Annotated in this window: 18 protein-coding genes, 1 tRNA gene and 3 pseudogenes; 19 read left to right on the forward strand and 3 right to left on the reverse strand. The window is 45.2% G+C overall.

The features are described from left to right. Positions 1 to 34: 34 nt before the first annotated feature. The 8 genes and pseudogenes from DMB88_RS08860 to zapA all read left to right on the forward strand — a co-directional run bounded on the left by DMB88_RS08860 (position 35) and on the right by zapA (position 14582). The gene (locus DMB88_RS08860; RefSeq protein WP_128101068.1) at positions 35 to 1330 is read left to right on the forward strand and encodes a hypothetical protein; all 1296 of its coding nucleotides are present in this window, start codon (positions 35 to 37) and stop codon (positions 1328 to 1330) included. Positions 1331 to 1422: 92 nt separating this feature from the next. Next, positions 1423 to 2379, forward strand: coding sequence for an aldolase catalytic domain-containing protein (locus tag DMB88_RS08865; protein ID WP_128101069.1), 957 nt, complete (start codon positions 1423 to 1425; stop codon positions 2377 to 2379). Between the two features lie 466 nt (positions 2380 to 2845). Beyond that, positions 2846 to 4839 (forward strand): annotated as a pseudogene (locus DMB88_RS08870) (EAL domain-containing protein). 325 nt (positions 4840 to 5164) lie between these two features. After that, positions 5165 to 5235 (forward strand) — tRNA-Gly (locus DMB88_RS08880). 512 nt (positions 5236 to 5747) lie between these two features. Continuing rightward, positions 5748 to 7637, forward strand: a complete 1890-nt coding sequence (gene abc-f / locus DMB88_RS08885; protein WP_128101072.1) for a ribosomal protection-like ABC-F family protein — start codon at positions 5748 to 5750, stop codon at positions 7635 to 7637. A 493-nt stretch (positions 7638 to 8130) separates the two neighbouring features. Next, positions 8131 to 9165, forward strand: coding sequence for a phenylalanine--tRNA ligase subunit alpha (pheS, locus tag DMB88_RS08890; protein ID WP_128101073.1), 1035 nt, complete (start codon positions 8131 to 8133; stop codon positions 9163 to 9165). 104 nt (positions 9166 to 9269) lie between these two features. After that, positions 9270 to 11722, forward strand: a pseudogene (pheT, locus tag DMB88_RS08895) (phenylalanine--tRNA ligase subunit beta). Positions 11723 to 11861: 139 nt separating this feature from the next. Further along, on the forward strand, positions 11862 to 14582 hold the full coding sequence (gene zapA, locus DMB88_RS08900; protein ID WP_164848651.1) for a cell division protein ZapA: 2721 nt from the start codon (positions 11862 to 11864) through the stop codon (positions 14580 to 14582). 143 nt (positions 14583 to 14725) lie between these two features. Here zapA and DMB88_RS08905 read toward each other — a convergent pair whose 3' ends face one another. Next, positions 14726 to 15106, reverse strand: a complete 381-nt coding sequence (locus tag DMB88_RS08905; protein WP_368028325.1) for a cytochrome C oxidase subunit II — start codon at positions 15104 to 15106, stop codon at positions 14726 to 14728. A gap of 249 nt (positions 15107 to 15355) precedes the next feature. Beyond that, on the reverse strand, positions 15356 to 15721 hold the full coding sequence (locus DMB88_RS08910) for a phage holin family protein (RefSeq protein ID WP_128101075.1): 366 nt from the start codon (positions 15719 to 15721) through the stop codon (positions 15356 to 15358). A 188-nt stretch (positions 15722 to 15909) separates the two neighbouring features. Here DMB88_RS08910 and DMB88_RS08915 point away from each other — a divergent pair. The 4 genes and pseudogenes from DMB88_RS08915 to DMB88_RS08930 all read left to right on the forward strand — a co-directional run bounded on the left by DMB88_RS08915 (position 15910) and on the right by DMB88_RS08930 (position 20816). Further along, positions 15910 to 18278 (forward strand): annotated as a pseudogene (locus DMB88_RS08915) (endonuclease MutS2). 49 nt (positions 18279 to 18327) lie between these two features. Further along, entirely contained in the window at positions 18328 to 18774 is a 447-nt protein-coding gene (locus DMB88_RS08920) for a DUF350 domain-containing protein (RefSeq protein WP_128101076.1), read from the forward strand. A 126-nt stretch (positions 18775 to 18900) separates the two neighbouring features. Then, positions 18901 to 19464, forward strand: coding sequence for a hypothetical protein (locus DMB88_RS08925; RefSeq protein ID WP_128101077.1), 564 nt, complete (start codon positions 18901 to 18903; stop codon positions 19462 to 19464). A 134-nt stretch (positions 19465 to 19598) separates the two neighbouring features. Next, positions 19599 to 20816 carry an MFS transporter gene (locus tag DMB88_RS08930; RefSeq protein WP_128101078.1) on the forward strand — a complete coding sequence of 406 codons (1218 nt, stop codon included), beginning with the start codon at positions 19599 to 19601 and terminating at the stop codon, positions 20814 to 20816. 216 nt (positions 20817 to 21032) lie between these two features. Here DMB88_RS08930 and DMB88_RS08935 read toward each other — a convergent pair whose 3' ends face one another. Next, positions 21033 to 22256 carry an NAD(P)/FAD-dependent oxidoreductase gene (locus DMB88_RS08935; protein ID WP_128101079.1) on the reverse strand — a complete coding sequence of 408 codons (1224 nt, stop codon included), beginning with the start codon at positions 22254 to 22256 and terminating at the stop codon, positions 21033 to 21035. Between the two features lie 95 nt (positions 22257 to 22351). Between DMB88_RS08935 and DMB88_RS08940 the strand changes: the two genes are divergently transcribed. The 7 genes from DMB88_RS08940 to DMB88_RS08970 all read left to right on the forward strand — a co-directional run bounded on the left by DMB88_RS08940 (position 22352) and on the right by DMB88_RS08970 (position 26690). After that, on the forward strand, positions 22352 to 22585 hold the full coding sequence (locus DMB88_RS08940) for a hypothetical protein (RefSeq protein ID WP_128101080.1): 234 nt from the start codon (positions 22352 to 22354) through the stop codon (positions 22583 to 22585). Positions 22586 to 22631: 46 nt separating this feature from the next. Next, positions 22632 to 23027 carry a spore coat protein gene (locus tag DMB88_RS08945; RefSeq protein ID WP_128101081.1) on the forward strand — a complete coding sequence of 132 codons (396 nt, stop codon included), beginning with the start codon at positions 22632 to 22634 and terminating at the stop codon, positions 23025 to 23027. 185 nt (positions 23028 to 23212) lie between these two features. After that, on the forward strand, positions 23213 to 23713 hold the full coding sequence (locus DMB88_RS08950; RefSeq protein WP_056698588.1) for an Lrp/AsnC family transcriptional regulator: 501 nt from the start codon (positions 23213 to 23215) through the stop codon (positions 23711 to 23713). A gap of 13 nt (positions 23714 to 23726) precedes the next feature. Then, positions 23727 to 24935 (forward strand): aminotransferase class I/II-fold pyridoxal phosphate-dependent enzyme, encoded by a 1209-nt coding sequence (locus DMB88_RS08955; protein ID WP_128101082.1) that lies wholly within the window; start codon positions 23727 to 23729, stop codon positions 24933 to 24935. Positions 24936 to 25148: 213 nt separating this feature from the next. Beyond that, positions 25149 to 25370 carry an aspartyl-phosphate phosphatase Spo0E family protein gene (locus tag DMB88_RS08960; protein WP_174715335.1) on the forward strand — a complete coding sequence of 74 codons (222 nt, stop codon included), beginning with the start codon at positions 25149 to 25151 and terminating at the stop codon, positions 25368 to 25370. Between the two features lie 197 nt (positions 25371 to 25567). Continuing rightward, positions 25568 to 26119, forward strand: coding sequence for a type 2 periplasmic-binding domain-containing protein (locus DMB88_RS08965; RefSeq protein WP_128101084.1), 552 nt, complete (start codon positions 25568 to 25570; stop codon positions 26117 to 26119). Between the two features lie 37 nt (positions 26120 to 26156). Continuing rightward, complete coding sequence (locus DMB88_RS08970) at positions 26157 to 26690, forward strand: bifunctional adenosylcobinamide kinase/adenosylcobinamide-phosphate guanylyltransferase (protein WP_128101085.1); 534 nt, start codon at positions 26157 to 26159, stop codon at positions 26688 to 26690. Positions 26691 to 26816 lie beyond the last annotated feature (126 nt).

Raw genomic sequence — 26816 nt, forward strand, 5'->3', positions numbered from 1 at the left:
AGCAAGTGACAACGAGTAACAAGGCGGTGAGTGCATGAATGATTCGCTCTCTTCGAAGGTTAAGTTGGGAATTTCGTTCACTGCAACTCTGTTAATCGGTATCTACATCTATCCTATAGTGACACTCACCTCACTTTACGCGACTGGTTCATTACCCTACACGTTAATGTTCTACTATATTATTGCTGCAGGGTTAGCGGTAATCGTCCAGCATCGACTTCCTCGCTTGGGTAGCAATGCATTCTACCGATTGGGCGTAGCTATTGGACTAGGTGCACTTATATTTCTAGCCGTTAAGCTTACGTCATCTCTCCCATGGCTTGAACGATATACAGTTGGGGTGTGGGGGATGATCTCCGCTTATATCGGACTTACTTCAGAACCTGCTCTTCGTTCAACTGCGACATTGAGATTACAGCTTGTAGGGGTAGCTAGTTCGATTCTGCTGAGTATGGCTTCCAGTTGGGGCGAACCGTTTAATTTGTTGCAGCCATATGTGACAAGTTTATATGTATCAGGTGTCATTAGCTTCGCTGGCTGGATGATAACCTTGTATAGTTCGCAAATGGATCGAGCCATACTAAATGATGGCCAAAGAAGGATGGTTCTACGGGAATTTGCGAGAGCTAACCGCCAGCGTTTAATGTGGATTTTAATTACAATCGCGTCCATTGGAGCATTTCCAAGTCTTGCTGCCTGGTTAGGTCCTCTGCGTGATCGCTTGCTAGCCTGGATCAGGGGATTATTGAGTAGTTCAGGGCAGGAGACACCTTTACCACCGATGGAACCCATGAATACACCCATGTTGCCTGAACAGATGCCCGAAGGAAGCTCAGAGCCTTCTATTTTTTGGGATATACTTGGCTGGGTAGTTCTTATTATCGTGATCCTGGTCATTCTATGGTTTACGATGAAATGGGGTCAAGGTGCACTGCATAGACTTATGGAGCGTTTAAAAGGCATGATGAATCCCAAAGAAAAGAAGATGGCACCACAGACGGAATATATGGATATCAGTGAGACACTTGCAGCTCCCACCAGAGTTCGAAAGCCTTGGTTTCGCAAGAAAGAGCCTCTACCCACGCAGGACAGAGATCGAATCCGTTTTTACTACCGAAAATGGATCAACAGCGCTACGCGTAATGGGGTTCATATTGAAAATTCACAGACACCTCTGGAAGCGGGCGAGAGTATTGAGCGTGAGGGATCGAAGCAAGCGGATAAGAGGTTATCTACGATTTTGCCAGATGCATATAATGCTGTACGTTATGGGAAGAAAGCGCCGGATACTGCCAAAATGAATGAATTGGATCAAATATGGAAGTCCTAGTTACAGAATAGCTCGTTTATCTCTTTACTTTTCTTGTCACGTTCAAGTATCATGAGAGGAATACACAAGTTGGTCAGAAAAGGAGCAGACAAATGAAGACAAATCATTGCAAAATTGTAGATTGTACGATCCGGGATGGCGGGTTGGTTAATAACTGGGACTTTAGCGTGGACTTTGTTCAACAGCTCTATGCTGGATTGAATGAAGCAGGCGTTGATTATATGGAAATTGGATATAAAAACTCTCCTAAACTGCTGAAGGGTGCCGAAGAGGCAGGCCCTTGGCGTTTTCTGAATGATGACTTCCTACGCAAAGTTATTCCGCAAAAAGGAAACACTAAACTGTCTGCACTCGTAGACGTTGGCCGTGTGGACGAGAATGATATTTTGCCACGCAGCGAAAGCATGCTGGATCTGATCCGTGTGGCATGCTACAGCAAAGATGTGGACAAAGCACTTGCGCTGGTGCAAACATTCCATGATCGTGGTTACGAAACAACACTTAACATTATGGCGTTGTCTAATGTTATGGAGAATGAACTGCTGGAAGCATTCGAGATGATCAAAGACAGCTCTGTAGACGTTGTTTACATCGTAGACTCCTACGGCAGCCTGGATCATAATGATGTGAAGTACCTTGTAGAGAAATTCAAAACACATCTTCCAAACAAACGTCTTGGCGTGCACACTCACAATAACATGCAGCTTGCATTCTCCAATACACTTATAGCTGCTGAGCTGGGTGTGGAATTGTTGGATGCTTCAGTCTACGGTATGGGTCGTGCTGCAGGGAACTGTCCAACGGAACTGTTGGTTGCTCACCTGAAGGGAACTAAATACAACTTGCGCCCAGTATTGGGTGTATTGGAACAACTGATGGTGCCTCTTCGTGAAAAAGAAGAGTGGGGCTACATCCTTCCATACATGATTACAGGCACATTGGACGAGCACCCTCGCTCAGCCATGGCACTTCGTTCATCTGAGGATAAAGATAAGGTTGTTGATTTCTATGATAAGTTGACAACGCCTGAAGTGAATTTTGATAAGTAATATAGCTATGCATAAATGCATATAAACAGTTCATTGGACTGTTGCTAAACTAAAAAAACATGCTCTCCTTATGGAGAGTATGTTTTTTTAGTTCTAAATACCTTGTTTTTCGATGAGTCATGAATAATTATTCCTATATACGATTATTTTTTTGTTCACGTCTGCGGATATAAATGTTATTATGTACCAGACAGCATGTTGAAGCATGTAATTTGAACGTTGGTAAAATAAATAAAATGTCGAATGATGTAACTCTTGAAAATTTTCAAAGCGCACATCACAGATGAGAAATGTTATTCAGGATAGGTGACCCCGGGAAGGAAAAGTATGCATGAAGGTTAAACTGCAAGATCAGAGAAAAGTAGTCATTTTTGCCCTAGTATGTGGCTTATTGCTTTACTTCGTTAGTCAATGGTTTCGTTCCTCTACAAGCTCTGATCTGATCATATCAGGTTACCCGGTTTTAATGCTTTTAAGTGGCTTCGGTGCAGCGGCAGCATGTATTGGGATTTATAATCAAAGTCTGTTGTTCCAAACGCCCAAATTAACCCTTCGGAGGGTTTTACTGACCACCCTATTTTTATTAGTGGGTCTATTTCAACTGGTTCATATTGTTCTATTCGCCGAAGAGATGCCGAATGGTGCGATGATCGAATCCGAGCTTTCGTTGAAAATGATGACACTAGCATCCGTAGTATGTGCGATCGGATTATTGTTCATTTATACAGTGAGCGAAAAGGAAATTGCGTTACCACGCAAATTCCTGCTGTTTAGTGGAACACTGGGTGGATTTGTAATTCTGTACACTTTGGGAATTCAAGAGTGGAGTGGGTTACCTAAACTTCTTGAAGGCGATGTGCTCAGTCATACATTTACGCAGTTTCACTTTATGGTAGGTGTCTTATATGGCATATCTGCTATCGTTTTATTTTATAAGTGGAAGAAAAATAAAGATGGAGACCTGCCTTACATTCTGTATGGCACGCTAAGCTTTCTATTTGCGGAATGTTACTGGGTCTCTGCAACAATGGTGAATGATATCAACCTGTTAATGGGGTTATTGAGCAATTGTATCGGATACTATTTTGTTCAAAAAGGGTTATACACCTCGGTTGTCGATACACCTTTCCTCAAACAGCAGGCCGCTGAAGCGCGGATGAATTACATTGCCCATCATGAAGATGTGACAGGACTTCCTAACCGTCGTCGTCTTTCTCAGAGACTGAAAGCGATGATGGACGAAGCGGTAGTCCACGAACAGCTTGTAGGGGTACTGGTGCTGAATATCAATCGCTTCAAAACCATTAATGATTCACTTGGGCAACAGGCAGCTAATCGAGTTCTACATCAGGTAGGACAACGTCTGAAGCATTCCTCTCTGCCTTGTGAAGAAGTATTTGGTCTGGGAAGAGACGAATTCGTCATTGCGATGACAGATTTTTATACAACCGATACGGCTTTACGTCGTACAAGATCCATTTTGCAGCTTTTTGAAAAACCGGTCATGGTCGATGGGAATGAATACCATCTGACTTTAGGAGTGGGTATGGCTATATTCCCTCATGATGGTGAGTCGCCTGAAGAGATCATCCAGAATGCGGATACGGCGCTGCACAATGCGAAGGAGCAGGGGCTGGAGCTGAATCGTTATGCACATGCCATGCAAATGAAGGCTCAGGAGCGTCTTCAACTGGAGAATGACCTGCGTAAAGCGCTGGATCGTGGGCAGTTCTATCTGATGTACCAACCACAAGTAAACCTCGAAAGTGGCCTTGTCGTAGGCATGGAAGCCTTGGTGCGCTGGCAGCATCCACAGCGAGGATCGATATCCCTGCAGAATTTATTCCACTCGCGGAAGAGAGCGGCTTGATTGTTCCGTTGGGTGAATGGGTGCTACGTCAGGCATGTAAGCAAAATAAAATCTGGCAAGAAGCGGGTTATCGTAAGTTATGTGTATCCGTGAACCTGTCGATGAGACAGTTTAGACACTCCCATTTGCTGGACAATATCAGTGGCATACTTAATGAAACGGGTCTGGAGCCAGCATGGCTTGAGCTTGAAATTACGGAAAGTATGACTTTTGATAAAGATCGTGCATTTGAGCAGTTGCGCAAAATTAAAGAGATTGGTGTCCATATCAGTATTGATGATTTTGGCACAGGATATAGCTCACTTCACTATCTGAAGGATCTACCGATTGACCGACTGAAAATCGATCGTTCTTTCGTGAATGAAGTCATGGAGGATCGCAACAATGCAGCGATTGTATCCACAATTACATCGATGGCGCACCATCTACAGTTGAAGGTTACAGCTGAAGGCGTAGAGAATGAGGATCAGCTCGTATTTCTACGTGATCAGCATTGCCATGAGGCGCAAGGATACTTTTTCAGCAAACCGATCTTGGCATCGGATTTCGAGACGAAGTTTCTACGAGATGTTGATAAACCAGCAGGATAAGGCAACAGAGAGGACAGGAGCGTTCAGGCGCTGCTGTCTTTTTTTAAGATAATTGAATGGTTCAGTTTTCAGCGGAGCTGAACCATTCGATTATCGCAACAAAAACGACAACGAAACGTGGTCTGTCTTCTGTTAAGGTACGACGATAGATGTCTTTCTTATGAAAATGGTTTGCTGAATGGAAATAAAAGTTGCACATCATTGTTGCTCATGCTATATTATTATTGTAAAATTAATGTTAACCGCCTAACACATGTAAAAAGATAATCTTTAGGTTGTTAAGGCAACTGATATCTCATCAGAATATTGGCGTGATTCTTATCATGCGGGTGTAGTTCAATGGTAGAACTTTAGCCTTCCAAGCTAATAGCGTGGGTTCGATTCCCATCACCCGCTTAATTTAATGCTTAAATCCCTTGCTGTATGCAGTAAGGGATTTTTTGCGCATTCAGCCTGATGCAGGATCTGAGGAATGATCTTGCTGACCTTTGCTTTTCTACCAACATCTGTTACAATAACAGAGAAATTGATACTACACATGAATGAGAGGTAACCATACGTCCCATGAAGTAAGACACATGAACTGAACCCAAGTTAACTGCAGACGTTTTTTTATGACGCAGTCAGCCAGTCCGGCTGAGCAATGAGGGGATTCGTGTGTCCAAATTCAGCAATGGGATCAAGTGTAGAGTGAGTAGGCTATATTAGCCATACCCGATGTTTGGGTTTATTTGCTTATACTTGGGGGATATCTTTTGCCTGTTTTGTGATGCTTTTTCCAATCCTGAATTGCCCAACCGCCGGCTGATGCCAGCGGTTTTTTTGTTAGGAATAAGGGGAGATGTATTTCCTGCTACTTCCTGCAATGACCGCAGAACCTATTTTGGAAGCGGGAAGGATGAGGCCTCATGATGACATTGGTATGCTTACATGAAGTATCTAAAGAATGGAACGGAATAGAATTGTTTACAGGATTGCAGCTGGAAATTAATGAAGGGGAGAGACTGGCGATTTTGGGCCCGAACGGTTGTGGCAAAACGACTTTGCTACGTATGATTTTGGGTGAAGAAGAGGGCGGAGGAAGGATCGAGCGCGCTATACCACAGCAGAACTGGGGATTTATGCGCCAACGCTCTCAGATTGAACCTGGGATAAAGGTGCTGGATGCAGTCCGTCAGGAGAGTGGACGAATTTACGAGGTGAAGCGTAAGCTTACCGAACTGGAAGGACGCTTAAGTGCATGTGGTGCTGGGGAAGAGCAACAATGGATGGAAGCCTACACGTTAGCGATGGAAGAGTACGAGCAATTGAACGGTTATATGTGGGAGACTGAGGTTGAGAAGGTCTTAACACGTCTGGGATTAACATCCGAGCATTGGAGCAGGCCTTACGATTCCTTAAGTGGTGGACAAAAGACAAAAGCTAGGCTTGCTGGATTATTGGTCAGTAAACCGAAGTTTCTCATTCTGGATGAACCAACGAACCACTTGGATGAAGAAAGCATGCGCTGGTTAGAGAGCTGGCTATCTGCTTACACAGGCACACTCTTGTTTGTGTCACATGACCGAACGTTTATTGATGAAGTGGCAACAGGGGTCATTGAGTTTAACTCAGACAAACTCGTCAAGTACAAGGGTGGGTACAGCGCATATAAAGGTCACAAAGAACGAGAATTACGAGAACAGGAGGCTCTGTATCGTAAACAAGAGCTGGAGAAGAAGGCGTTAGAAGAGACAATTCGCAACTACCAGCAGTGGTTTCATAAAGCGCATAATTCAGCAACCGACGTGGAGGTCAAAATCACCCAAAGCTTCTATAAAGCCAAGGCAAACAAGAACATCTCTCGTTACCATGCCAAGCAAAAGCAGCTTGAACGGTTGGAGAACGAGCGCGTGGATAAACCACGTGAGGCTACTCGTTTAAAAATGGAATTGAATATGAATTCTCTCGGTGCACGCCAGCTCCTAAGATTGAATCAGGTTGAATTTGCGTATCCTGCGGGAAATCCTTTATTTCACGAATTGAGTGTTGCTGTGGAGCGTGGAGATCGTTTGGCTGTGCGTGGTTCCAATGGTACGGGGAAGACAACATTGCTTAAACTGATGATCGGAGAGCTTGAGCCGGTAAAAGGGAAGGTGACGAGGAATCCCGGTCTGAAGATCGGTTACTTTTCACAAGAACTCGAAGGACTTCCCGAAGAGCAGACATTGCTGGACAGCTTGCTCAGTCTGCCCTCCATGACCCAAAGTGCGGCACGCACGATTCTTGGATGTTTCCTCTTTTCTAGAGAAGATGTGTTCAAACGAATTGCAGATCTGAGCATGGGAGAAAAGTGTAGAGTAGCTTTCCTCCGGTTGTACTTTGGAGGAGCTAACCTGCTCGTGCTGGACGAACCAACCAACTATCTCGACATTGATACGCAGGAAGTCATGGAGAATGTATTAAAACAGGCTTCAGGTGCATTGGTCTTAGTCTCGCATGATCGAATGTTAACCAAGGTGCTTGCCAATCGGTTACTCGATCTTAAGCCGGATGGGACAGGGGTCTACTTCGAAGGCGGAGTAGAGGATTGGGAAGAGTCCCATGTTCTAAGAGCATCAGCATTGCAAAACAGAGATTCAGATGATGAACGATTGCGACTGGAGATGCGACTGTCTGAGCTATTATCGCCTATGAATAGTGTTACAAGAGATACCGAGGATCAGACCAAGCTAGAACCGGAAGCAGAACGAGCGAAGGAAGCTGAGGAAATTCAGTGGATTAAGCAGCGGCTGGGTCAACTGCATCAATCCAATTGACCTGTATGTGTAAATGGCATGCGTTTATCTCCTTGTTTTCGACTAATATCGCTGCATGAAGGTTGCTATTTCATTCAATATTGAATATAATAATGAACGATCATCAACAGCTTGCCTCGAAGAGAGGTTGCAGTATTTGAAGCCTGTTGGTATAGGTTTTCTTAACATGTAAACGCAATGATGGAGATAAGTAAGCAGTGCCTCTGTACAGGGAGGAAGCGCCGTAGATTGAGAGCGTTTCTGTAGAACAAGGCTGCCGAAATTCACTCCGAAGCGGTTCCCTGAACTTGATGATGCACATTGTGCTGCGACAGTAGGGGTAAACGGTTAACGGTCGTTATTCCGTACAAAGTGAGATAGGCGTATTGCAAGCCAGTAGGGCGCAAGCAATATCGTTGTCTAACAAGGGTGGTACCACGGTCTTTTCGTCCCTTTTGGGGAGAAAAGGCCTTTTTTTGTTGCAAATTACACCATAAAAAGGGGGCATTTACACATGAAAGAACGTTTAGAGGCATTGAAGATCGAAGCGTTGGAACAGTTGTCTGGCGTGAACGATCCACAGACGCTGGGTGATCTGCGTGTAAAGTATTTAGGGAAAAAGGGTGCATTGACTGAGATTTTGCGCGGTATGGGTGCACTGAGTGCAGAGGAACGACCAGTCGTTGGGCAGGTTGCAAATGATGTACGTGGTGCGATTGAGGAAGTCATCGATAGCAAGCAAATTCAGTTCCAGCAAGAAGAGACGGCAAAGCGTCTGCAATCGGAGAAAATTGATGTCACTCTCCCGGGGCGTCGCGGACGTCAAGGTGGATTACATCCTTTGACTAAAGTAGTGCAGGAGATTGAAGATATCTTCATCGGTATGGGATACCGTGTAGCAGAAGGGCCTGAAGTAGAGATGGACTACTACAACTTCGAGGCTTTGAATCTGCCTAAAAACCACCCGGCACGTGACATGCAGGATTCCTTCTATGTTACAGAAGACTTGCTGATGCGTACCCATACGTCGCCTGTTCAGGTGCGAACAATGCAGAGCATGAAGGGCGAAGTACCTGTCAAAGTCATCTGCCCAGGTAAAGTGTACCGCCGTGATGATGATGATGCAACGCACTCCTTCCAGTTCAACCAAGTCGAAGGTCTCGTAATTAGCGAGAACATTCGTATGAGTGATCTGAAGGGAACCTTGCTGCAATTCGTACGCGAAATGTTCGGTGCTCATACCGAAATTCGTCTGCGTCCAAGTTTCTTCCCATTCACTGAGCCAAGTGCTGAGGTAGATGTAACGTGTGTACAATGCGGTGGCAGCGGCTGTCGTGTATGTAAACAAACAGGATGGCTTGAAATTCTTGGTGGTGGTATGGTTCACCCGAAAGTATTGGAAATGGGTGGTTACGATCCTGAGAAGTATAGTGGATTCGCGTTTGGTATGGGTGTTGAGCGTATTGCCATGCTGAAGTATGGCATCGACGATATCCGTCATTTCTATAACAGTGATATGGCATTCCTCAAGCAATTTGGACGCCTATAATCTTAAAGTGCGTGTTCAAAAAGGAAGGTTTTCAGTACCGAGAAGATAGGCGTACCAAGCATTGAGCGCCAATACTAATTTATAGATAAAGGAAGTGAACGTCCATGAGAGTATCGACAGATTGGCTGTCTGATTATATTTCCCTAGAAGGTGCGACGCCACAGGAATTGGCTGAGAAGATCACCCGGGCGGGTATTGAGATTGATGTAGTAGAGAACCGGAATCAAGGCGTAAACAAAGTTGTTGTAGGATACGTAAAGAGCAAGGAAAAGCATCCAGATGCAGACAAATTAAACGTATGTTTGATTGATGCTGGTCAAGAGGAAGACTTGCAGATCGTATGTGGAGCGAAAAATGTGGATGCAGGCCAAAAGGTAGCAGTAGCCCTTGTTGGCGCTAAACTCCCTGGTGGGTTTGATATCAAAAAGGCGAAGCTGCGCGGCGTAGTTTCCCTTGGTATGATCTGCTCCGCAAAAGAGCTGGGTATGAACGACAAGCTTCTTCCTAAGGATCAGCAGGAAGGCATTCTCGTATTGCCAGAGCAAACGGAAATTGGAACACCAATCAGCCAGGTCCTTGGATTAGATGATCATGTGCTCGAATTGGATCTGACCCCGAACCGTTCTGACTGTTTGAGTATGCGTGGTGCAGCGTATGAAGTAGGCGCGATCCTGGGACGTGAGGTAAACTTGCCAGATCCGAAGCAAAAGCTCGTTGAAATTAGCGATGCGGCTGCAAATCATATTTATGTTGAAATTACAGCTACAGAGCAATGTGCACATTATGCAGCTCGTTATGTTACAGGCATCAAACTCGGTGCTTCCCCACTCTGGATGCAGAACCGTCTCATGGCGGCGGGTGTTCGACCAATCAACAATATCGTAGATATCACGAACTATGTCATGCTGGAATATGGTCAACCATTACATGCCTTTGATGCAGATAAGCTGGAGAAGGGTCATATTGACGTGCGGATGGCTAAGGAAGGCGAAACGATCGTGACACTTGATGGCCAAGAGCGTAAGCTTGAGCCACATATGCTGATCATTACAGATGGCGTGAAACCAGTAGCCATCGCTGGGTAATGGGTGGCGAGAATTCCGAGGTATCGGAAGGAACGGTTAATCTGTTGCTGGAGTCCGCCAAGTTCGATGGCGGAACAGTTCGGAAAACGTCGCGCCAACTGGGGCTGCGTTCCGAAGCAAGCATGCGTTTTGAAAAAGAAGTTGATCCAGGAGCAGTAATTACAGCCCTTGACCGTGCGGCAGAGCTGATCCAGCGTTACGCTGAAGGTGAAGTTCATCAAGGTACGGTAGAAGCTGGTGCGGTTGCAGCAGAGAAACGCATCGTAAAATTGTCTCTGGACAGACTTAATCGTTACCTCGGAACAGATCTGTCCTTGCTTGAAGTTAAAACGATCTTTGCTCGGCTACATTTCGCTTGTGGCGACGCTGAACAGGGTATTCTCGATGTGGAAGTACCAACGCGTAGAGGGGACATCACAGTAGATGTAGACTTGTTCGAGGAAGTTGCTCGTCTCTATGGATACGACAATATTCCTACAACACTTATTGAAGGGCCAACAACCCCTGGTGCGTATACTCGTTCCCAAGCGATGCGTCGTACAATCCGTGGCGTGCTTGCAGGTAGCGGCTGGCAGGAAATGATCAGTTACTCCTTCGTACATCCAGACAAAACGTCACTGTTCCCTGCTCTTACAGGGGAGAGTAAACATGTGAAGCTGGCCATGCCGATGAGTGAGGATCGCAGTGTGCTTCGCACAAGCATTTTGCCACAGATGCTGGATGCAACAGTATACAATATGAACCGGAAACAGGATTCACTGGCAGTGTTTGAGGTGGGCAGTATTTTCTTTACTGAGGAAGAGCAGCTGACTAAGCAGCCTCATGAAATTCCTGTTCTGAGCTTGCTGATTACCGGAAATCGTGCAACTCCGCAGTGGAATGTTGGGGCAGAGAAAGTGGACTTCTTCGACTTGAAAGGTGCGCTTGAGAACCTGTTTGCTTACCTCGGTCTGGAGCAACGCATTCGCTTGGTAGCGAACAGCCCAGAAGGATTCCACCCAGGACGTTCTGCTTCAGTATATTTGGATGGAAAAAATGGAGAAGAAGGCAAGCTGATCGGTACGATGGGTCAATTGCATCCAGAACTGCAACAACAATATGATCTGAATGATGTATATATCGCTGAGATCGGACTTGAAGCTATCTACAGTGAAGCTGATGCGGATATCCGTTATCGTGAGCTTCCGCGTTTCCCGGCAGTGGAGCGCGACATTGCTGTCGTGGTAAACAAAGATATTGAAGCCGGTGACATGATAAAAGCCATTCGTGAATCAGCAGGTGAACTGCTACAGACGGTACAGGTATTCGATGTGTTCACAGGCAGCAAACTGGGTGAAGATAAGAAGAGTGTAGCCATGGCACTAGTCTATCGCAATCGTGAGCGCACGCTTACGGATGAGGAAATTACCGAGGTGCATGCCCGCGTAGTTGCTCGTCTAGAGGAGCAATTCGCAGCTGAATTGCGTAAATAGAACAGAAGTCAATTTTTTGAACAAAGATTAGCAGGAATTGCTTGAAGTCACATCGAATCCTTAGCATATAGAGGATCGATGTGACTTTTTTGGTTATACAGCTTAGAATCAACATACAGACTTGAAGGAGGGCACAACTGTGACTACACCTGATCGTACACGCGTCACCGTAGATATCTACGGGACTTCCTATAAACTGGTTGGCAGCAGTGCCGACTATATGAAACAAGTAGCTAACTTGGTAGATGAGCGTATGAATGCCATCTCCAAACATCACTCTCGCTTAGACACACCGCGTATTGCGGTGCTAGCAGCAGTACATATGGCTGAGCAATCTCTTCAGACCCAGGAAATCCGGAATGAATTGAAAATGCTAACAGGTGAACGTACTGAACTTCGTAATGAAGTTAATCGATTGAACAAGGTACAAAGTGAACATCAACAGGAACTGGAACGCCGTGATGTAGCTTTGGCTGAAGCAACCAAGCTCAAGACTGAGGCTGAACAGGCCTTGGTGAAGCTGCGTGAGGAACAACAGGCTGAAATAGCCAAATTAAATTCCGCTCTGGAGAACGAGCGTGCACAAGCAGCGGCGAGAGAGCAGAAGCTCCAAGCTCAAACCTCAGCACAATTGAAAGAGAAGGAAGAGAAGATGTTAGCTCGCCTGAAAGAAGCCGAAGACAAGGCAGCGGGTCAGCTTAAGGCTGTTCAGGCACAGGCTGCAACTCAACTGAAAGAGGCACAAGCAAGTGCCAGAACACAATTAGAGCAAGCAGAAGCTAAAGCGGCTACCCAATATAAGGAACTGCAAAATAAAGTGGCTGCTCAGCTAGAAGAAGCAGAGAACCGGGCTGTTGCTGAGCGAGAGCAGCTAGAAGTGCAGGCCGCACAGCAGGTTCAGGCTGCTAAAGAACAAGCAGAAGCTGCGATCTTGTCAGAATTAGAGCAAGCGGAGACTCAGTTGAAACAAGCGAAGGACGAAGCAGAACTGAAGTACAACGCGTTGAAGTCTGAATTGGAGCAGCGTATCCAGGAAGCAGAGCAATCTGCTACAGATCAGGTGCTAGAGCTCACTGAGAAGGCGAAGCAAGATCGGTTATTGTTGGAGCAACAGGCTGACGAGAAGCGTCTTGCAGAGATTGAGGAGCTGCAGGCTTCGTTCCAAGAGTCATCGGAACAGGCTGAATTGGAATGGATGGAGAAAGAGGCGGCTTACGAAGAGCAGCTGCAGCAAGCGAAGCAAGCCGCGACAACTGAACTTGCGAAGGCTCGTGCCACTGCAGAGACTAGATTACAGGAAGAACAAGAGAAACTGCAGCAGCAGTTGGAAGCTGAGCGTGAACAGGCTGAGGCTCGTCTTGCAGATGTAAGCACACAGCTTAATAATGTGGCTGAGCAACTCCAACAAGCTCAAGAAGTCGTTGCGGATCAAGAACAACAACTTCTTAGTGAGCAAGAGCAGCTTCAAACATTACGCGAGGAACAAGTGGCTCGTAAGCAGCAACAGGAAGTTCACACACGCCGTATTACGGAGCTTGAGCATCAGCTTGAGCAATTGAAGAATGATCGTACCGAGCTTCAGGAACAGTTGCGCGAAACAGAAGCACTTCTGCAGCAGACGCTTGAAACAGAACAACAATGGAAAGAACAATATAACGAAACGATTGAACGTGAAACATCTCTTACCGCACAGCTTCGCAAGGTTCAAGAGCAACAGGGCACATTGGAACAGGAGCTTCAGAAGCTTCGTGAATCCGAAGCGAAGTCGGAAGATGAGCAGCGCAGACTGCAAAAAGTGCTGGAGCAGGCTCATGCAGCTGTGCGCACATTGCAGCATGAGATTAGCACTTTGGCACAGAGTGAACAGTCTTGGAAAGATCTTGCCGAGCAGCGTCGACTTGAAATGGAAGAGTTGGAAACACAGGTTCTTGAGGCTGTCGAACAGAATGAGACGCTGGAAGCGGGAGTTCAATCTCTACATGATGAATTATCTGTCGTGAAGGATGAAGCACAACGTCACAGAGCTGCCGTAGAACGTTTCGAAAGCCAGGCTGAAGAACAAGAACAACAACGCCTACAACTTGATGGCGAGATAAGTGAACTTCGAGAGGAACTGAACAAGCTGCAAGAGAGCTATAAGCAGATCCGCCATGATTATGGAGATGCTCTTCAGCGCGAAGAGGACTACACTCGTCAGCTTGATGAGCTGGCTGTGGATAAGGATACGCTTGAGCAGCAGCTCTCTGCTACTCGTAATGAAGTTCAACAGATTTCTGCACGAATAGATGAACAGGCAAGCTTGCTTGCGCAGACGGAGGAAGAAGCATTGGAATGGCAGATTAAGTACGAAGAGTTAACTGCCAAACAATCAGACTTGTCTTCACGTTTGCAGGCGTTAACTGAAAGAGAAGAGCAGCTTGAAGAACAACTCCGTTCCAAAGCAGCAGAGTCGGAGCAAAAGGATCAAGTTTGGCAGCGACGTGCCGACGAGTGGGCAGCACAGGAGCAATCCTGGCAAGAGCGCTGGACTGCATTGGAGAATGAGATGAATGTCTGGCAGAAGGAAAGTGCTGCAAGTGCTGAGAAGGTTGAAGAGCTGGAACAAGAGCGACAGCAATTAGATCAGCTACGTGAGGAGGCTACTTCTGACAAACAAGCTCTGGAGCATGAACTGCTTGAGATCAGTGACCGTTATGAGCTTGCTGCGAATCAGCTTCGCTTATTACAAGTGGAACGTGAAATGGAGCAAGAGAAGGCGGAGCAACTGAACACGGAGCATCGACAGTTAAAAGATGAATATACGAAGTTACAGACGGAGTATAACGAATGGATTGAATTGATTGAACAGGATCAAAACTAACCTCTGTTAGGTTTGGATATCATCCTGGCATCGATTTCTTATAGTGCATGCTCAAAAACGGGCTTTTTGAACAACCTATTGTACAATTTGTTATAATAAGAGAAAGAGCTCCCTATGTAACGGGGGCTCCTTGTCTTGGGTATCTATTCTTCAACAATAATTTTGGAGATCATGCTACTGTGCCCGCTACCACAGAATACAGAACATGACATCTCGAATTCGCCGACTTGGTCAGGGATGATCACTTTTGAAGTGTTTTGGATGTCTAGTTGCAGCTTAAGTTCAGGTACAAGCAAGCCGTGATTTCCATTGGTGTTTTCGTAAATAATGTTAACGGGAACCCCTTTTTTGAGATGATACTCGGGTTTGTCGAACTCATAGTTGCTTGCTTTGATCACGAGTTCCTCACTTGCAGTAATTCCGGGATCAGCATCGCTGCCATTACTTGAGTTTCCTGATCCACATGCGGCAAGAACCATAATCAACATGCAAGCTATGAGCCATGCTATACTTTTTTTCATCATGTGCCCCCTTATGTGTAATATAGATGAAATTTGAATAATTCTTCAGTCATCATACCGCAAATTGGCAATGCCTGTACATGTGGGCTATGTCGTTTTATTGAAAATTAAATTGTTGTGCCTTAGTTCTCGTTCCGATATAAGGAAATGCCATGGATAGGAACATAAAAAAAACCTCATCAGGCTTTGAAGCCATCAGAGGTTTACGGGAGAGCTGTGTTACAGAATTTAGCGCTATAAGCCAGGTGTAATCTAAGAACGATCTTTAGATTCACGTCCAGCTTCAAATGGTGTGGATACTGGGATGAACAAATCAATAATCCCGATAACCAGCGCGGCCAAAATGGCTCCAAGCAGGGTGACCTCAACGTGGTCGACAACATATTGACCAAGCCAGATCACAAGTGCACTGACAATGAAGCCAACGATTCCACGACCGAAGGGTGAGACCCTTTTACCAAATACGCCTTCAATGATCCAACCAAGAAGGGCAATGACCAGAGCTAGCATGAGGGCGCTCCAGAAACCACCAACGGCAAAGCCAGGTACAATCCAACTGACGACCATTAAAACAATGGCTGCGATAATGAATCGTACAACATGTCCCAAGAAGTTCAACGTGTTTACCTCCTTATATTCAGATCGGATTATGCATTAGGCATCCTATTTACTCGGGGACGTTGCAAAATCCTGACACCTGTAGTTTGTGGCGTGATGTCATAACTTATGTGTGGAAGGATTCGTTAAATAGCGTTAGAATGTTTCTTTCGCTATAATACAGTTATAGTTTGGAAGGAGTTGTACACTTGGATACGAAAATTTTACACACATTGGAATACCGCAAAATTTTAAATACATTGCAAGGCTTTGCCCAAACGACAATGGGTAAGAAGAAAGCGGATACCCTTGAGCCTGTTGGTGACTTAGAGGAAGTAAAAAGATTGCTGCAGCAAACGGACGAAGCCTTTAAGTTTGATCGATTGAAGGGTTCACCATCTTTCGGTGGCATTGTGGACATTACAGCCTCCATTAAACGTTCTGAAATTGGGGGCACCTTGAACCCACATGAACTTCTCGGGATTTCGAACACCACTCTTGCTTCACGTAGACTCAAACGGCAAATTGCCACACTTCATGAAGATGAAAAGGTGGAGTCGCTGTTCTTCATTAGTGATCAGCTGTCGGAGCAAAAAGCACTAGAAGATGAAATTCGTAGCTGTATCGAAGATAATGCTGAAGTTGCTGATAGTGCGAGTGTTACGCTTGCACAGATTCGTCGTGAACTTCGGGGCGGGGAAGCTCGGATTAGAGAGAAGCTCGATTCCATGATTCGTTCTTCAACCGTATCTAAAATGTTACAGGATCAGTTGATTACCATTCGTGGTGATCGCTTCGTAATCCCAGTAAAAGCAGAGTATCGTTCTTACTTCGGGGAATTGTACACGATCAGTCCGGTTCGGGTGCAACACTGTTTATTGAACCAGAATCAATCGTTGCGATGAATAATAAATTACGTGAGACTCGAATCAGGGAAGAGCGCGAAATTGAAGTTATTTTGCAGAAATTGACCGCTCTTGTCAGTGAACAGGCAGAGTGGCTGTTGGACGATGTCGATCTGTTGGGGACACTTGATTTCATATTTGCGAAGTCACGTCTAGCGCGTGAACTGAAAGCAACCTTACCACGGATGAATGATCGCGGCTTCATTAAGCTGAAGAAGGGGCGTCATCCGTTAATTGCCATTGAGAATGTTGTACCAACGGATATTGAATTAGGTAATGATTATACCTCGATTATTGTCACAGGGCCGAATACGGGCGGTAAAACAGTCACGCTCAAAACGATTGGATTGCTCAGTCTAATGGCGATGTCTGGATTGTTTGTCCCTGCTGAAGATGGAAGCCAGCTCTGTGTATTTGATGCGATCTATGCGGATATTGGAGATGAACAGAGTATTGAACAGAACTTGAGTACATTCTCCAGCCACATGACCAACATTATTCGGATTTTGAAAAACATGACCACGAAAAGCCTCGTTCTACTTGATGAGCTTGGAGCGGGAACAGATCCGGCGGAAGGTTCAGCACTAGCGATTTCCATTCTGGAGCATATGCACCAGACAGGTTGTCGTATGGTAGCTACAACGCATTATAGTGAGCTGAAGGCTTATGCTTATGAACGCAAGGGTGTTATCAATGCAAGTATGGAATTTGATGTGAATACATTAAGTCCAACGTATCGTTTGCTTGTGGGTGTTCCTGGTCGAAGTAATGCTTTTGCCATTGCGGAACGTCTTGGGCTTCCAAGCAACATTCTCGATTATGCCCGTGGTGAGGTGAAGGAAGAGGATCAGCGAGTGGAGAATATGATTGCTTCACTCGAAGAGAATCGACTGACAGCCGAGCAAGAGCGTGAGAAAGCTGAACACTTGCGTGCAGACATGGAAAAGCTGCGTAGTCGTCATCAATCCGAATTGGAGAAGCTGGAACAACAGCGTGACCGCCGGATTGAAAAGGCCGAAGAAGATGCCCGCCTGATTGTGGACAAGGCTAGAGCAGAAGCGGAGAAAATTATTGCCGAGCTGCGTCAGCTAGCTATGGAAGAAGGCGCATCAGTTAAGGAGCACAAGCTGATTGCAGCTCGTAAACAGTTGGATGAAGCTGAACCAGAGAAACGGAAGAAGACGGTTAAACGTACTTCATCTGCTCCGAAGGCTCGTGCTATTGGCCCAGGCGATGAAGTATTGGTGTACAGCTTGAATCAGAAAGGCCACGTTGTGGAGATGTCTGGAAGCAAGGAAGCAGTGGTACAGCTTGGTATCATGAAGATGAAAGTATCACTGGACGATCTTGAGCTTAAGCAGTCTGCTTCAACAGTAGTAACACCCAAACAAAAACCTGTGACAGGTATGAAACGAACTCGTGATGACAACGTCAAGAGTGAGCTGGATCTGCGTGGTGCTAATCTGGAAGAGGCTCTGATGGAGACGGATCGTTTTATCGATGAAGCGTTCCTCTCCAATCTCGGTCAGGTATATATTATCCACGGTAAAGGAACAGGAATTTTACGTTCCGGTATTCAGGATTATCTGCGTAAGCATAGACATATTAAGAGTTATCGGTTGGGTAATTACGGGGAAGGCGGCAACGGTGTTACCGTAGCAGAGCTGGAATAGCTAACCCAAGCCGTGAATCAATACATTTCCGCATTCTTGGTCAGCTTGAATGCGGAAGCGGGAAGGGGAACCGTGCGTGAAAGGGACGATTGACCAATTGCTGTCCCATCCCTTGGGGATGGTGCTCGGTTTTTTTTCGGTAGCCATTATGGAGCTTCTCATTTTTCTCGCTTGCTTCGAACTGGTTACCAAGTACAAGTGCTGGGATGAGATTAAGAAGGGAAATATTGCGGTTGCTATGGCAACAGGCGGCAAAATTTTTGGTATATGTAACGTACTTCGTTTCTGTATTCAAGCCAAATCTTCAGTCTATGAAGCCATGACGTGGTCATTTCTAGGTTTTATTCTCCTGCTCGTTGCCTACTTCTTGTTTGAATTTTTGACCCCGGTGTTTTCCATTGATAAGGAGATAGAAGCAGATAACCGGGCGGTTGGACTGATTTCCATGATTATCTCGGTCTCGCTATCCTTTGTTATTGGCGCGAGCATCATGTAGGAGGTCTTGCGGCATGAAACTATTAATTCGGATTTTGTTTGCTGCATCCATTGTATTTTTCACCATTGGCGTCATTTATGTTATGAATACTTGATGGTTATATAGAAAGAGAAAGGTTGATTAGATATGGAAACAACAGTATGCCCTTGGTGTCACACGGAGATTGTATGGGATGAGGAGCTGGGACCTGAAGAAGAGTGCCCACATTGTCACAATGAACTGAACGGATATCGCACACTTAACATTAACATCGGAGACGAAGAGGAGATTGACAACGAAACAGACGTCTACGAGGATGATGAGGTGCACGATCATCAAGGTACGGATATTTCTGATTTGTGGGGCGATGAGGTAGAACTGAAACTACCTGAATTGCGTACACTAACCAAGTATGCGGATGAGGGGAATGATCTGATCCAATACGAAGAAGGTGTCGAGAAGCAACTCGATCATCAGGAAGAAGTCCCAGAATGCCCACATTGCCGTGAATTCATGTTGTTAGCAGGTACTCAACAAGCAGATCAGGCAAACTTTACATCTGTTCCTAATGGTGCTGCGGGAACGGGCGATCTGTTGTCACCTCCGTTCACAGTGCAGATGTATGTCTGCTCAGGATGTTTCCAGGTTCAATACAGTCTGTCAGAGGATGATCGTCTTCGTCTGATTCAGAATCTGAGTGCGAAGAAATAAATCATTTACTAAAGCTTGATCAAAATAAAATGATAGCTATGCCAAAGATTCATCATGTTTTCCTAGCGCTTGGGGTACGTTAAACCTGAGACCTACCTGTAAAGTGCTCACTTCAGGTGGACAAAGGGGAGCAGATGAAGATATCTTTGGGTCGACAATCCATTCTGCTTTTGGGCGTGAATGGATTGTTTGTGTTAGCAGGTGCTTTGTCGGGAACATTTCTGAATGTGTACTTGTGGAAGAGCAGACCAGACTACGCGATGTTAGGTTGGTTCACGGTCAGTCAGCAACTCGCCATCGGGCTCACATTTTGGATTGCTGGTAAATGGGTCAAGGAACATAACAAAATGAGTGCGTTGCGACTGGGGACAGCGTTATCAGGGCTTTTTTATATGACAGTTCTCTGGGTTGGTTCTAACGCTGTATACTGGATTTGGCCTCTAGGCATACTGCTTGGGTGTGCGCTAGGTCTGTTCTGGATTGCATTTAACGTTGTATATTTTGAAATAACGGATCGCGATAATCGGGATTTATTTAATGGCTGGGTTGGCTTGTTAGGATCGATGACAGGTATTATCGGGCCATGGTTCTCTGGTCTAGTTATTTCCCGAATGACAGATAATACGGGATATCGCCTTATTTTTACGGTGTCTCTGGTCATTTATGTGATAGCAGTTGTGTTCAGTTTCTTTCTGAAGAAAAGAAAGGTGAGCGGTACATACCGCTGGTCTGAGCCTTGGCTACAGCTGTCCAAACCACATAGTCCATGGAGACCACTCGCCTTAGGTCTGTTTGCTCAGGGAGTACGCGAGGGCGTATTCGCATTCTTGATCGCTCTGCTGGTCTATGTGGCTACTGCTCAGGAGTACAAATTAGGGCAGTTTTCGCTCATTACTTCAGCCGTGGCACTTGTAAGTTATTGGGCAGCTGGCAAATGGTTTAAGCCACAGTATAGAGCAAAGGGGATGCTCATTGGAGCCGTACTGCTACTGGTCGTGCTCATGCCGCTTCTCTGGAAAGTGACCTACGGTACCCTGTTAATCATGGGAATCGGAAGTGCACTTGCGATGCCCTTGTACATTTTGCCGATGATCTCAGCGGGTTTTGATATGATGGGTACGAGTGGCGAAAATGTCGAGAAAAGGGTAGAACTTGTCGTATTAAGAGAACTTTCCCTAATGATTGGGCGGCTGTTTGGATTAGGGGTCTTTATTCTAACGGTCATGAATGAGCCTTCACTGCGAACGCTAACCTGGTTAATTATTGTCCTAGGAGCCTTTCCGCTGATTGGCTGGATCTTTATGCGCAAGATGTTGACACACACGGAAGGACAAGGTACGGCATCGTCATAATGCTCAGACCAGGGTTGGGTCTTACACACATTGCTTATTCACTAGGTGGAGCTTCCTGTATGCAAGTGCTGCCTGCTATATGTATTAAAAAAGGTACGTTCAAGGATGTAACTCCTGTGAATGTACCTTTTTTTGTACCTGTTTTGAATTTAACTGCTTCAATTGCTGTTATGTCCAGACTTTAGTTACATCCCTATACTTGTTCGCTTACCCTTTTTATACCGGAGAAGGCTTGCTGGTTCTTGTAAGTGAAAATAGATCCAGGTCGGCGTGCTTTGTACCTGTAGCAATGAGCTCCGTAATCAACCTTGCACCAATCATGCTGTACACAGTACCGTTGCCTCCATACCCTTCTACAAAGTATGAATGTGGGTAATCCGGATGAGAGCCAATGAAAGGGAGGCCATCATGCGTACTACCGAAGACCGCTTCCCAGGCATAATCCACCTCAAGGTCGGATAAAGGGAAATATTCAGCAATCCGTTGCAGTAAAATGTCACCCTTGTGAGCCGCCTTGATCTGACGTTGATCCTCACGTGGGCGATCTTCATCAAGTCCACCTGCAACAATTCGTCCATCCGGTGTAGTTCGCATGTACAGATAAGGTCTGGCAGTTTCCCATATCATGCATTGCTCATACCAGCTACTGAGATCCTTCAGTGGTTTGGTGGCAATGGCGTAAGTGCTCTTCAGATATGCTCCGCGGTCATTCTTGATCTCTTGAGTTTCATATCCTGTTGAAAAAATAACATGTTTAGCTCGAATTGTTCCCTGTGGTGTATAACACACCACCCCATCTTCATTGTAGTCGCAATGCGTCATGGCGGTGTGATTGAAGACTTTGGCTCCCTGACGGGAGGCCGAGTCGATGAGAGAGTGAACCAAGCGATACGGATTGACCTCCGCATCACCGCTCGTATACAATGCCGCTCTTTTATTAAAAGGGAACATGGAACGAATCTTGTCTTCATTCCAGAGTTCCACATCGAATCCATAATGTTTCAGATTGCGATATTCCGCTTCAAGCATGACCACATCATCCTCACCACTTGCGCAATATAGGCTTGTGCGAGGCACAAACCAAGGATCGATATCTAGCTTATGAGCAATGTCGGCTAGATGCTGCATTGCCTCTCGGCACAACTCGTAAAATCTTACTCCTGTCTGTTCTCCAAATGTCTCGATACAGGAGGTTAGTGTCTTATCATTCGTATATTGGAGTAAGCCTGTGTTCGCCATACTACTGCCATGCCCGATCTCTCTCTTGTCAATGAGGATGGTTTGAATGCCACGTTCGGTTAGAAGTTTGGCAGATAATGCTCCAGCCATTCCACCGCCAATAATCAGGCAATCACATGTCAGATTCTCCTCCAGGACAGGATAATTGCGTTGCGGTTGGAACGTGGTTGGCCAGTACGTTGTTCCGTTAATTAGTTCCACAATAGACCACCTCGGTTCATTTGATGAAGTATACTTTTTCAGGACAAGGTAACAATAAACTCGCATAAACTTTAGGTTAAGGAGGTCAGACATCTATGCAATATTCACAAATGCAAGCACTGAGCCCGAAGGAACTGAGTTATATTGCGGATTCAATTTCCAATGAAGAAATGCTGATTAAACAGTGTGCTGCTACAGCTTCCATCTCACACCAACCACAGATTAGGCAGGCATTGAACCAATATGTTCACGCCCATGAACAACATCTGAACACGCTGATCCAGGCACTGCATCAACATCAATCCCTTGCACCTTCCCAGTCGCAATAAACCTCAAACCGTTAGCAAGTGATTTTAATGCTTAGGAGGAAAATACGTGTACACACAATCTTTGTCATCCAGTGGGAATTTTATGCAAGAACAAGACTTATTGAAGTCGATTCTTGCAGATTTGAGACGAACTTCACGGGAATATACGACAGCAACTACGGAAGCTTCCTGTCCTACGATTCGTAGAATGTTCAATGATCTGACGAATGATACTTTGCGTTTACAGGGTGAATTGTTCAATTTGATGCAACAAAACAACATGTATTCTGTATCGTCCAAAGCGCTTCGTACAGATGTAGACAAGCAGCTTCAGTCAGCACAGCAGACACAGCAGAAATGTCAGCAATTCATTCAGGAAAAGAATACGCAAAGCAGTCCATACACTCAGGCACCCAATGTACCCCAACATCAGCCTAGTTACGGTAATCCTTATTACATGTAACCTCCGTAAAAGGGGTTTGAAGCACAAGCTTGTTTAGCAGACCATACCACCGCTTGCCTGAATTCAAGGCAGGCGGTTTTTGTCTTTGCATCAACGTTAAATTCATGTAATATAAGTATTAATTCATTGAAGAGATAGCTCGAATACGTACGTTACGGAACTCGGATGACGCTGGAGGGAAACACATGAAGGATTTGAACGACCTGCAATTGAAAGTTCTGAATCTGTTGAAGGAAGACGCGAGAAGGACTCCCGCGCTGCTATCTACGCTGCTCGGAGAGTCGGAAGATAAGATTAAGAATGTCGTCGCACAGCTGGAGCAAGAGCATGTCATCGTTAAATACGCAACGGTTGTAAACTGGAGCAAAATTGATGACGAGAAAGTCACAGCACTGATCGAAGTTCAGATTACGCCAGAGCGTGGTCGGGGATTCGAAGGTATTGCTGAACGAATCTACTTGTATCCTCAAGTAAAATCGGTTTATCTCATGTCGGGAGCATATGATTTGCTCGTTGAAGTTGAAGGTGGCAACCTTCGTGAAGTTGCTAATTTTGTATCCGAGAAACTGTCTCCAATAGATTCAGTGCTCTCCACCAAAACGAATTTTATTCTCAAAAAATATAAGCAGGACGGGATTATTTTTGAAGACCATCAGGAAGACAACCGTCTCATGATCTCGCCGTAAAGGAAGATGTGTCATGATAGTGAATGAACAGACAACAGGGAACAACAAGAAAATGACTTCGTATCTGGCACCTTTGGTACAGCAGATACCGCCATCCGGAATTCGTAAGTTTTTTGATCTGGTTGGTGATAACAAAGACATCATTACACTTGGTGTCGGGGAACCGGACTTTGTTACGCCATGGCACATGAGGGAAGCTTGTGTGTATTCATTGGAAAGAGGTATGACTAGTTATACATCCAATGCCGGTATGCCGAAGCTGAGAGAAGCGATCAGCGATTATTTGCATACCCAATTCGATACGAAATATGATCCAAAGGACGAAATTATTGTAACGGTTGGCGGCAGTGAAGCGATTGACCTCGCATTGCGGGCCTTGATCGTACCTGGAGATGAAATTCTGATTCCAGAGCCGTCGTATGTAGCATATTCCCCAATCGCTTCAATCGGTGGTGGTGTGCCTGTTGGTGTGGAAACCTACGCCAAAGATCAATTCAAAGTGACAGCAGAGGCACTCGAGGCAAGCATTACGCCTAAATCCAAAGTTGTGATTCTATGTTATCCAAGCAATCCAACCGGAGCGATTATGACGTATGAAGAATGGCTTCCGATTGCTGAAGTGATCAAGAAGCATGATCTTATTGTTATTGCTGATGAGATCTATGCTGAGTTAACGTATACACAAAAACACGTTAGCTTCGCTTCAATCCCTGATATGAAGGAACGTACAATTCTAGTCAGTGGATTCTCCAAAGCATTTGCAATGACCGGCTGGCGAATTGGATACATGTGTGGGCATCCTGAACTTATTGCAGCAATGCTCAAAATCCATCAGTATACGGTTATGTGTGCTCCAGCGATGGGGCAAGTTGCTGCACTGGAGGCCTTAACGAACGGATTAGGTGAGAAGGACAGAATGGTGGAGTCCTATAATCAGCGCAGAAGACTGATCGTGCAAGGCTTCCGTGATATCGGCTTAGACTGTCATGAACCTCAGGGGGCATTTTATGCTTTCCCAAGTATTCAAAAGACAGGCCTGACTTCCGATGTCTTCGCAGAGCGACTGCTTACGGAAAATAAGGTTGCTGCTGTGCCTGGGAATGTGTTTGGGCCACAAGGTGAAGGTTTCCTTCGTTGTTCTTATGCAACTTCAGTGACCCAATTGAATGAAGCTTTGGAACGAATCGGAAATTTTGTTTACAAGATACAAAAAGAGGGTTAATAAGTAAGAGGTTCTTTTGTATGGTTAGAAAAGGATACACGAATGATACAATTTGTTATATTAGAAAAAATGACTTTCTTTTACAAATTATTGTGATATAATTTCAATTTGAAATAACTTTTTCTAACATTTAACATTCGGAAAAACATTTTCCAAGGAGGGGTTAGCTTGTTTTGTGTTGAATATGATTTACCGACGAATCGTGGGCAATATTTGGCTGAAGGCGATCATGGCGACCGATGGTCGGTGAAACCGGATCACGCATCATTGCATGACATTTCCTTGGAAGATGAAATTCATCTGCTGCGTCTGAAGATGGAGCAGATCTTCCTTGAAGAAAAATCATTCACTTCTGACATCGTTATCGAGATCAGCAGTTTGCTGGATCTGAAGATTAACGAATACATGAGAGCTAATCCGATCAAAGGCAAGTAATGCCTTGCCCGATGTATGTGATATAGGTTGCTGTGATTGTAGGCTATCGAAACGTTACGTATATTGGCTATAGGGAGACCCTGAGGGGTCTCTTTTTTTGTGGAATGAGTCGAATCATCGCCTAAGAAGGCGTGCTTGTTTTTTTGCGTGGAACAATTGTGATATATTGGACATAGGAGACAAAAGGGGGAGCTGGAATGAAAAGAGTTTGGGGTCTTATCGCAATCATCTCCATAATTTTGGTGCTTACTGGTTGTGGAGGAAAGAGTGGATTCACGATTTTTATAATTGATAACCAGGGTGATCCGTCCGTTATTTCAGAACAATTGCAGGCGAATTTGCAACAAAAACTAGGTGAAGAGCCTAAAGTGGAAGTTGTCACCAGTGCGATGTATGATGTACAGAAAATACTGGTTGAGTATGCCGCAGGTGGACATGATATTTTTATACTGCCTGAAGCAGACATGAAACAATATGGCAACAATGGTTCAAACGTATCTTTGGATGATACATTCGATCAAGAGAAATACGCACGCGGTGTGTTTGAAGGTGGAGTATTTGTCGAGGATGGCACAGGAGATGATGGATCTGATATCAAAAAAGAAACACATCTCTATGGAATTCCGCTTGAAGATATGAAGATGTTCCAAGAAGTGCAGTATGCTGCGAAGAATTTATTTGCTACCATTCCAGTATCGGCTTCCAATATTGAAGAAGCGAAGAAAGTCTTGAAGGCATTAACAGAGTAATAGGTGTACAACCTAGCTACAGAAGGAGGGGAGCGGATTGTTGATTACGGTCACTGGGGGTATAGGTAGTGGTAAAACGAAGTTTGCCCTTAGTTATGCGGCGGGGATCAGCCGGGAAGGCATCTATTTATCCACTGGCGATCATGAAGCGATCATTCCGGAATTTCCATCCGCTCACTATCGGGTCATTGAAGCTGGGAATGGTCAACATCTGACAGAGGTTATTCATCAGATTAATCGAGAATCGAATCTATTTCTGGCAGATCGTCGGATTGTAATTGTGGATAGTTTAACCTCGTGGATGGTTGCTGGTTTTAGGGCGTATAAGGATTTGGATGAACAGCGGGGAGAAACGCAGCGGTTGCTGGATGCGATGTTATCTTACCAGGGAAAGATGCTTGTTATCACTAACGAAATGCATGGTTCACTGAACCCGACAGAAGAGGAGCGTATCTTTGCTGCAAGGATGGCTTCTGTAAACCGGGCACTTCAGGCGCACTCTGAACAGGTCTATATGCTCGTATCAGGCTTAGCGATGGAGCTTAAGGGGCGTTCAGTACGCTATGAATAAGTCGTCTTATATCATACGATTCATGGCAAAATGCTACATAATGGAGTTTAATAAAGAAAGACGTGCGGTCTATAGGAGACGGCACGTCTTTCTTCGTAGGGCACGAGTGAGTGACTGAGGAAATGA

Source organism: Paenibacillus sp. DCT19, from assembly GCF_003268635.1.
In the GTDB taxonomy this organism is placed as follows: Bacteria; Bacillota; Bacilli; order Paenibacillales; family Paenibacillaceae; genus Paenibacillus.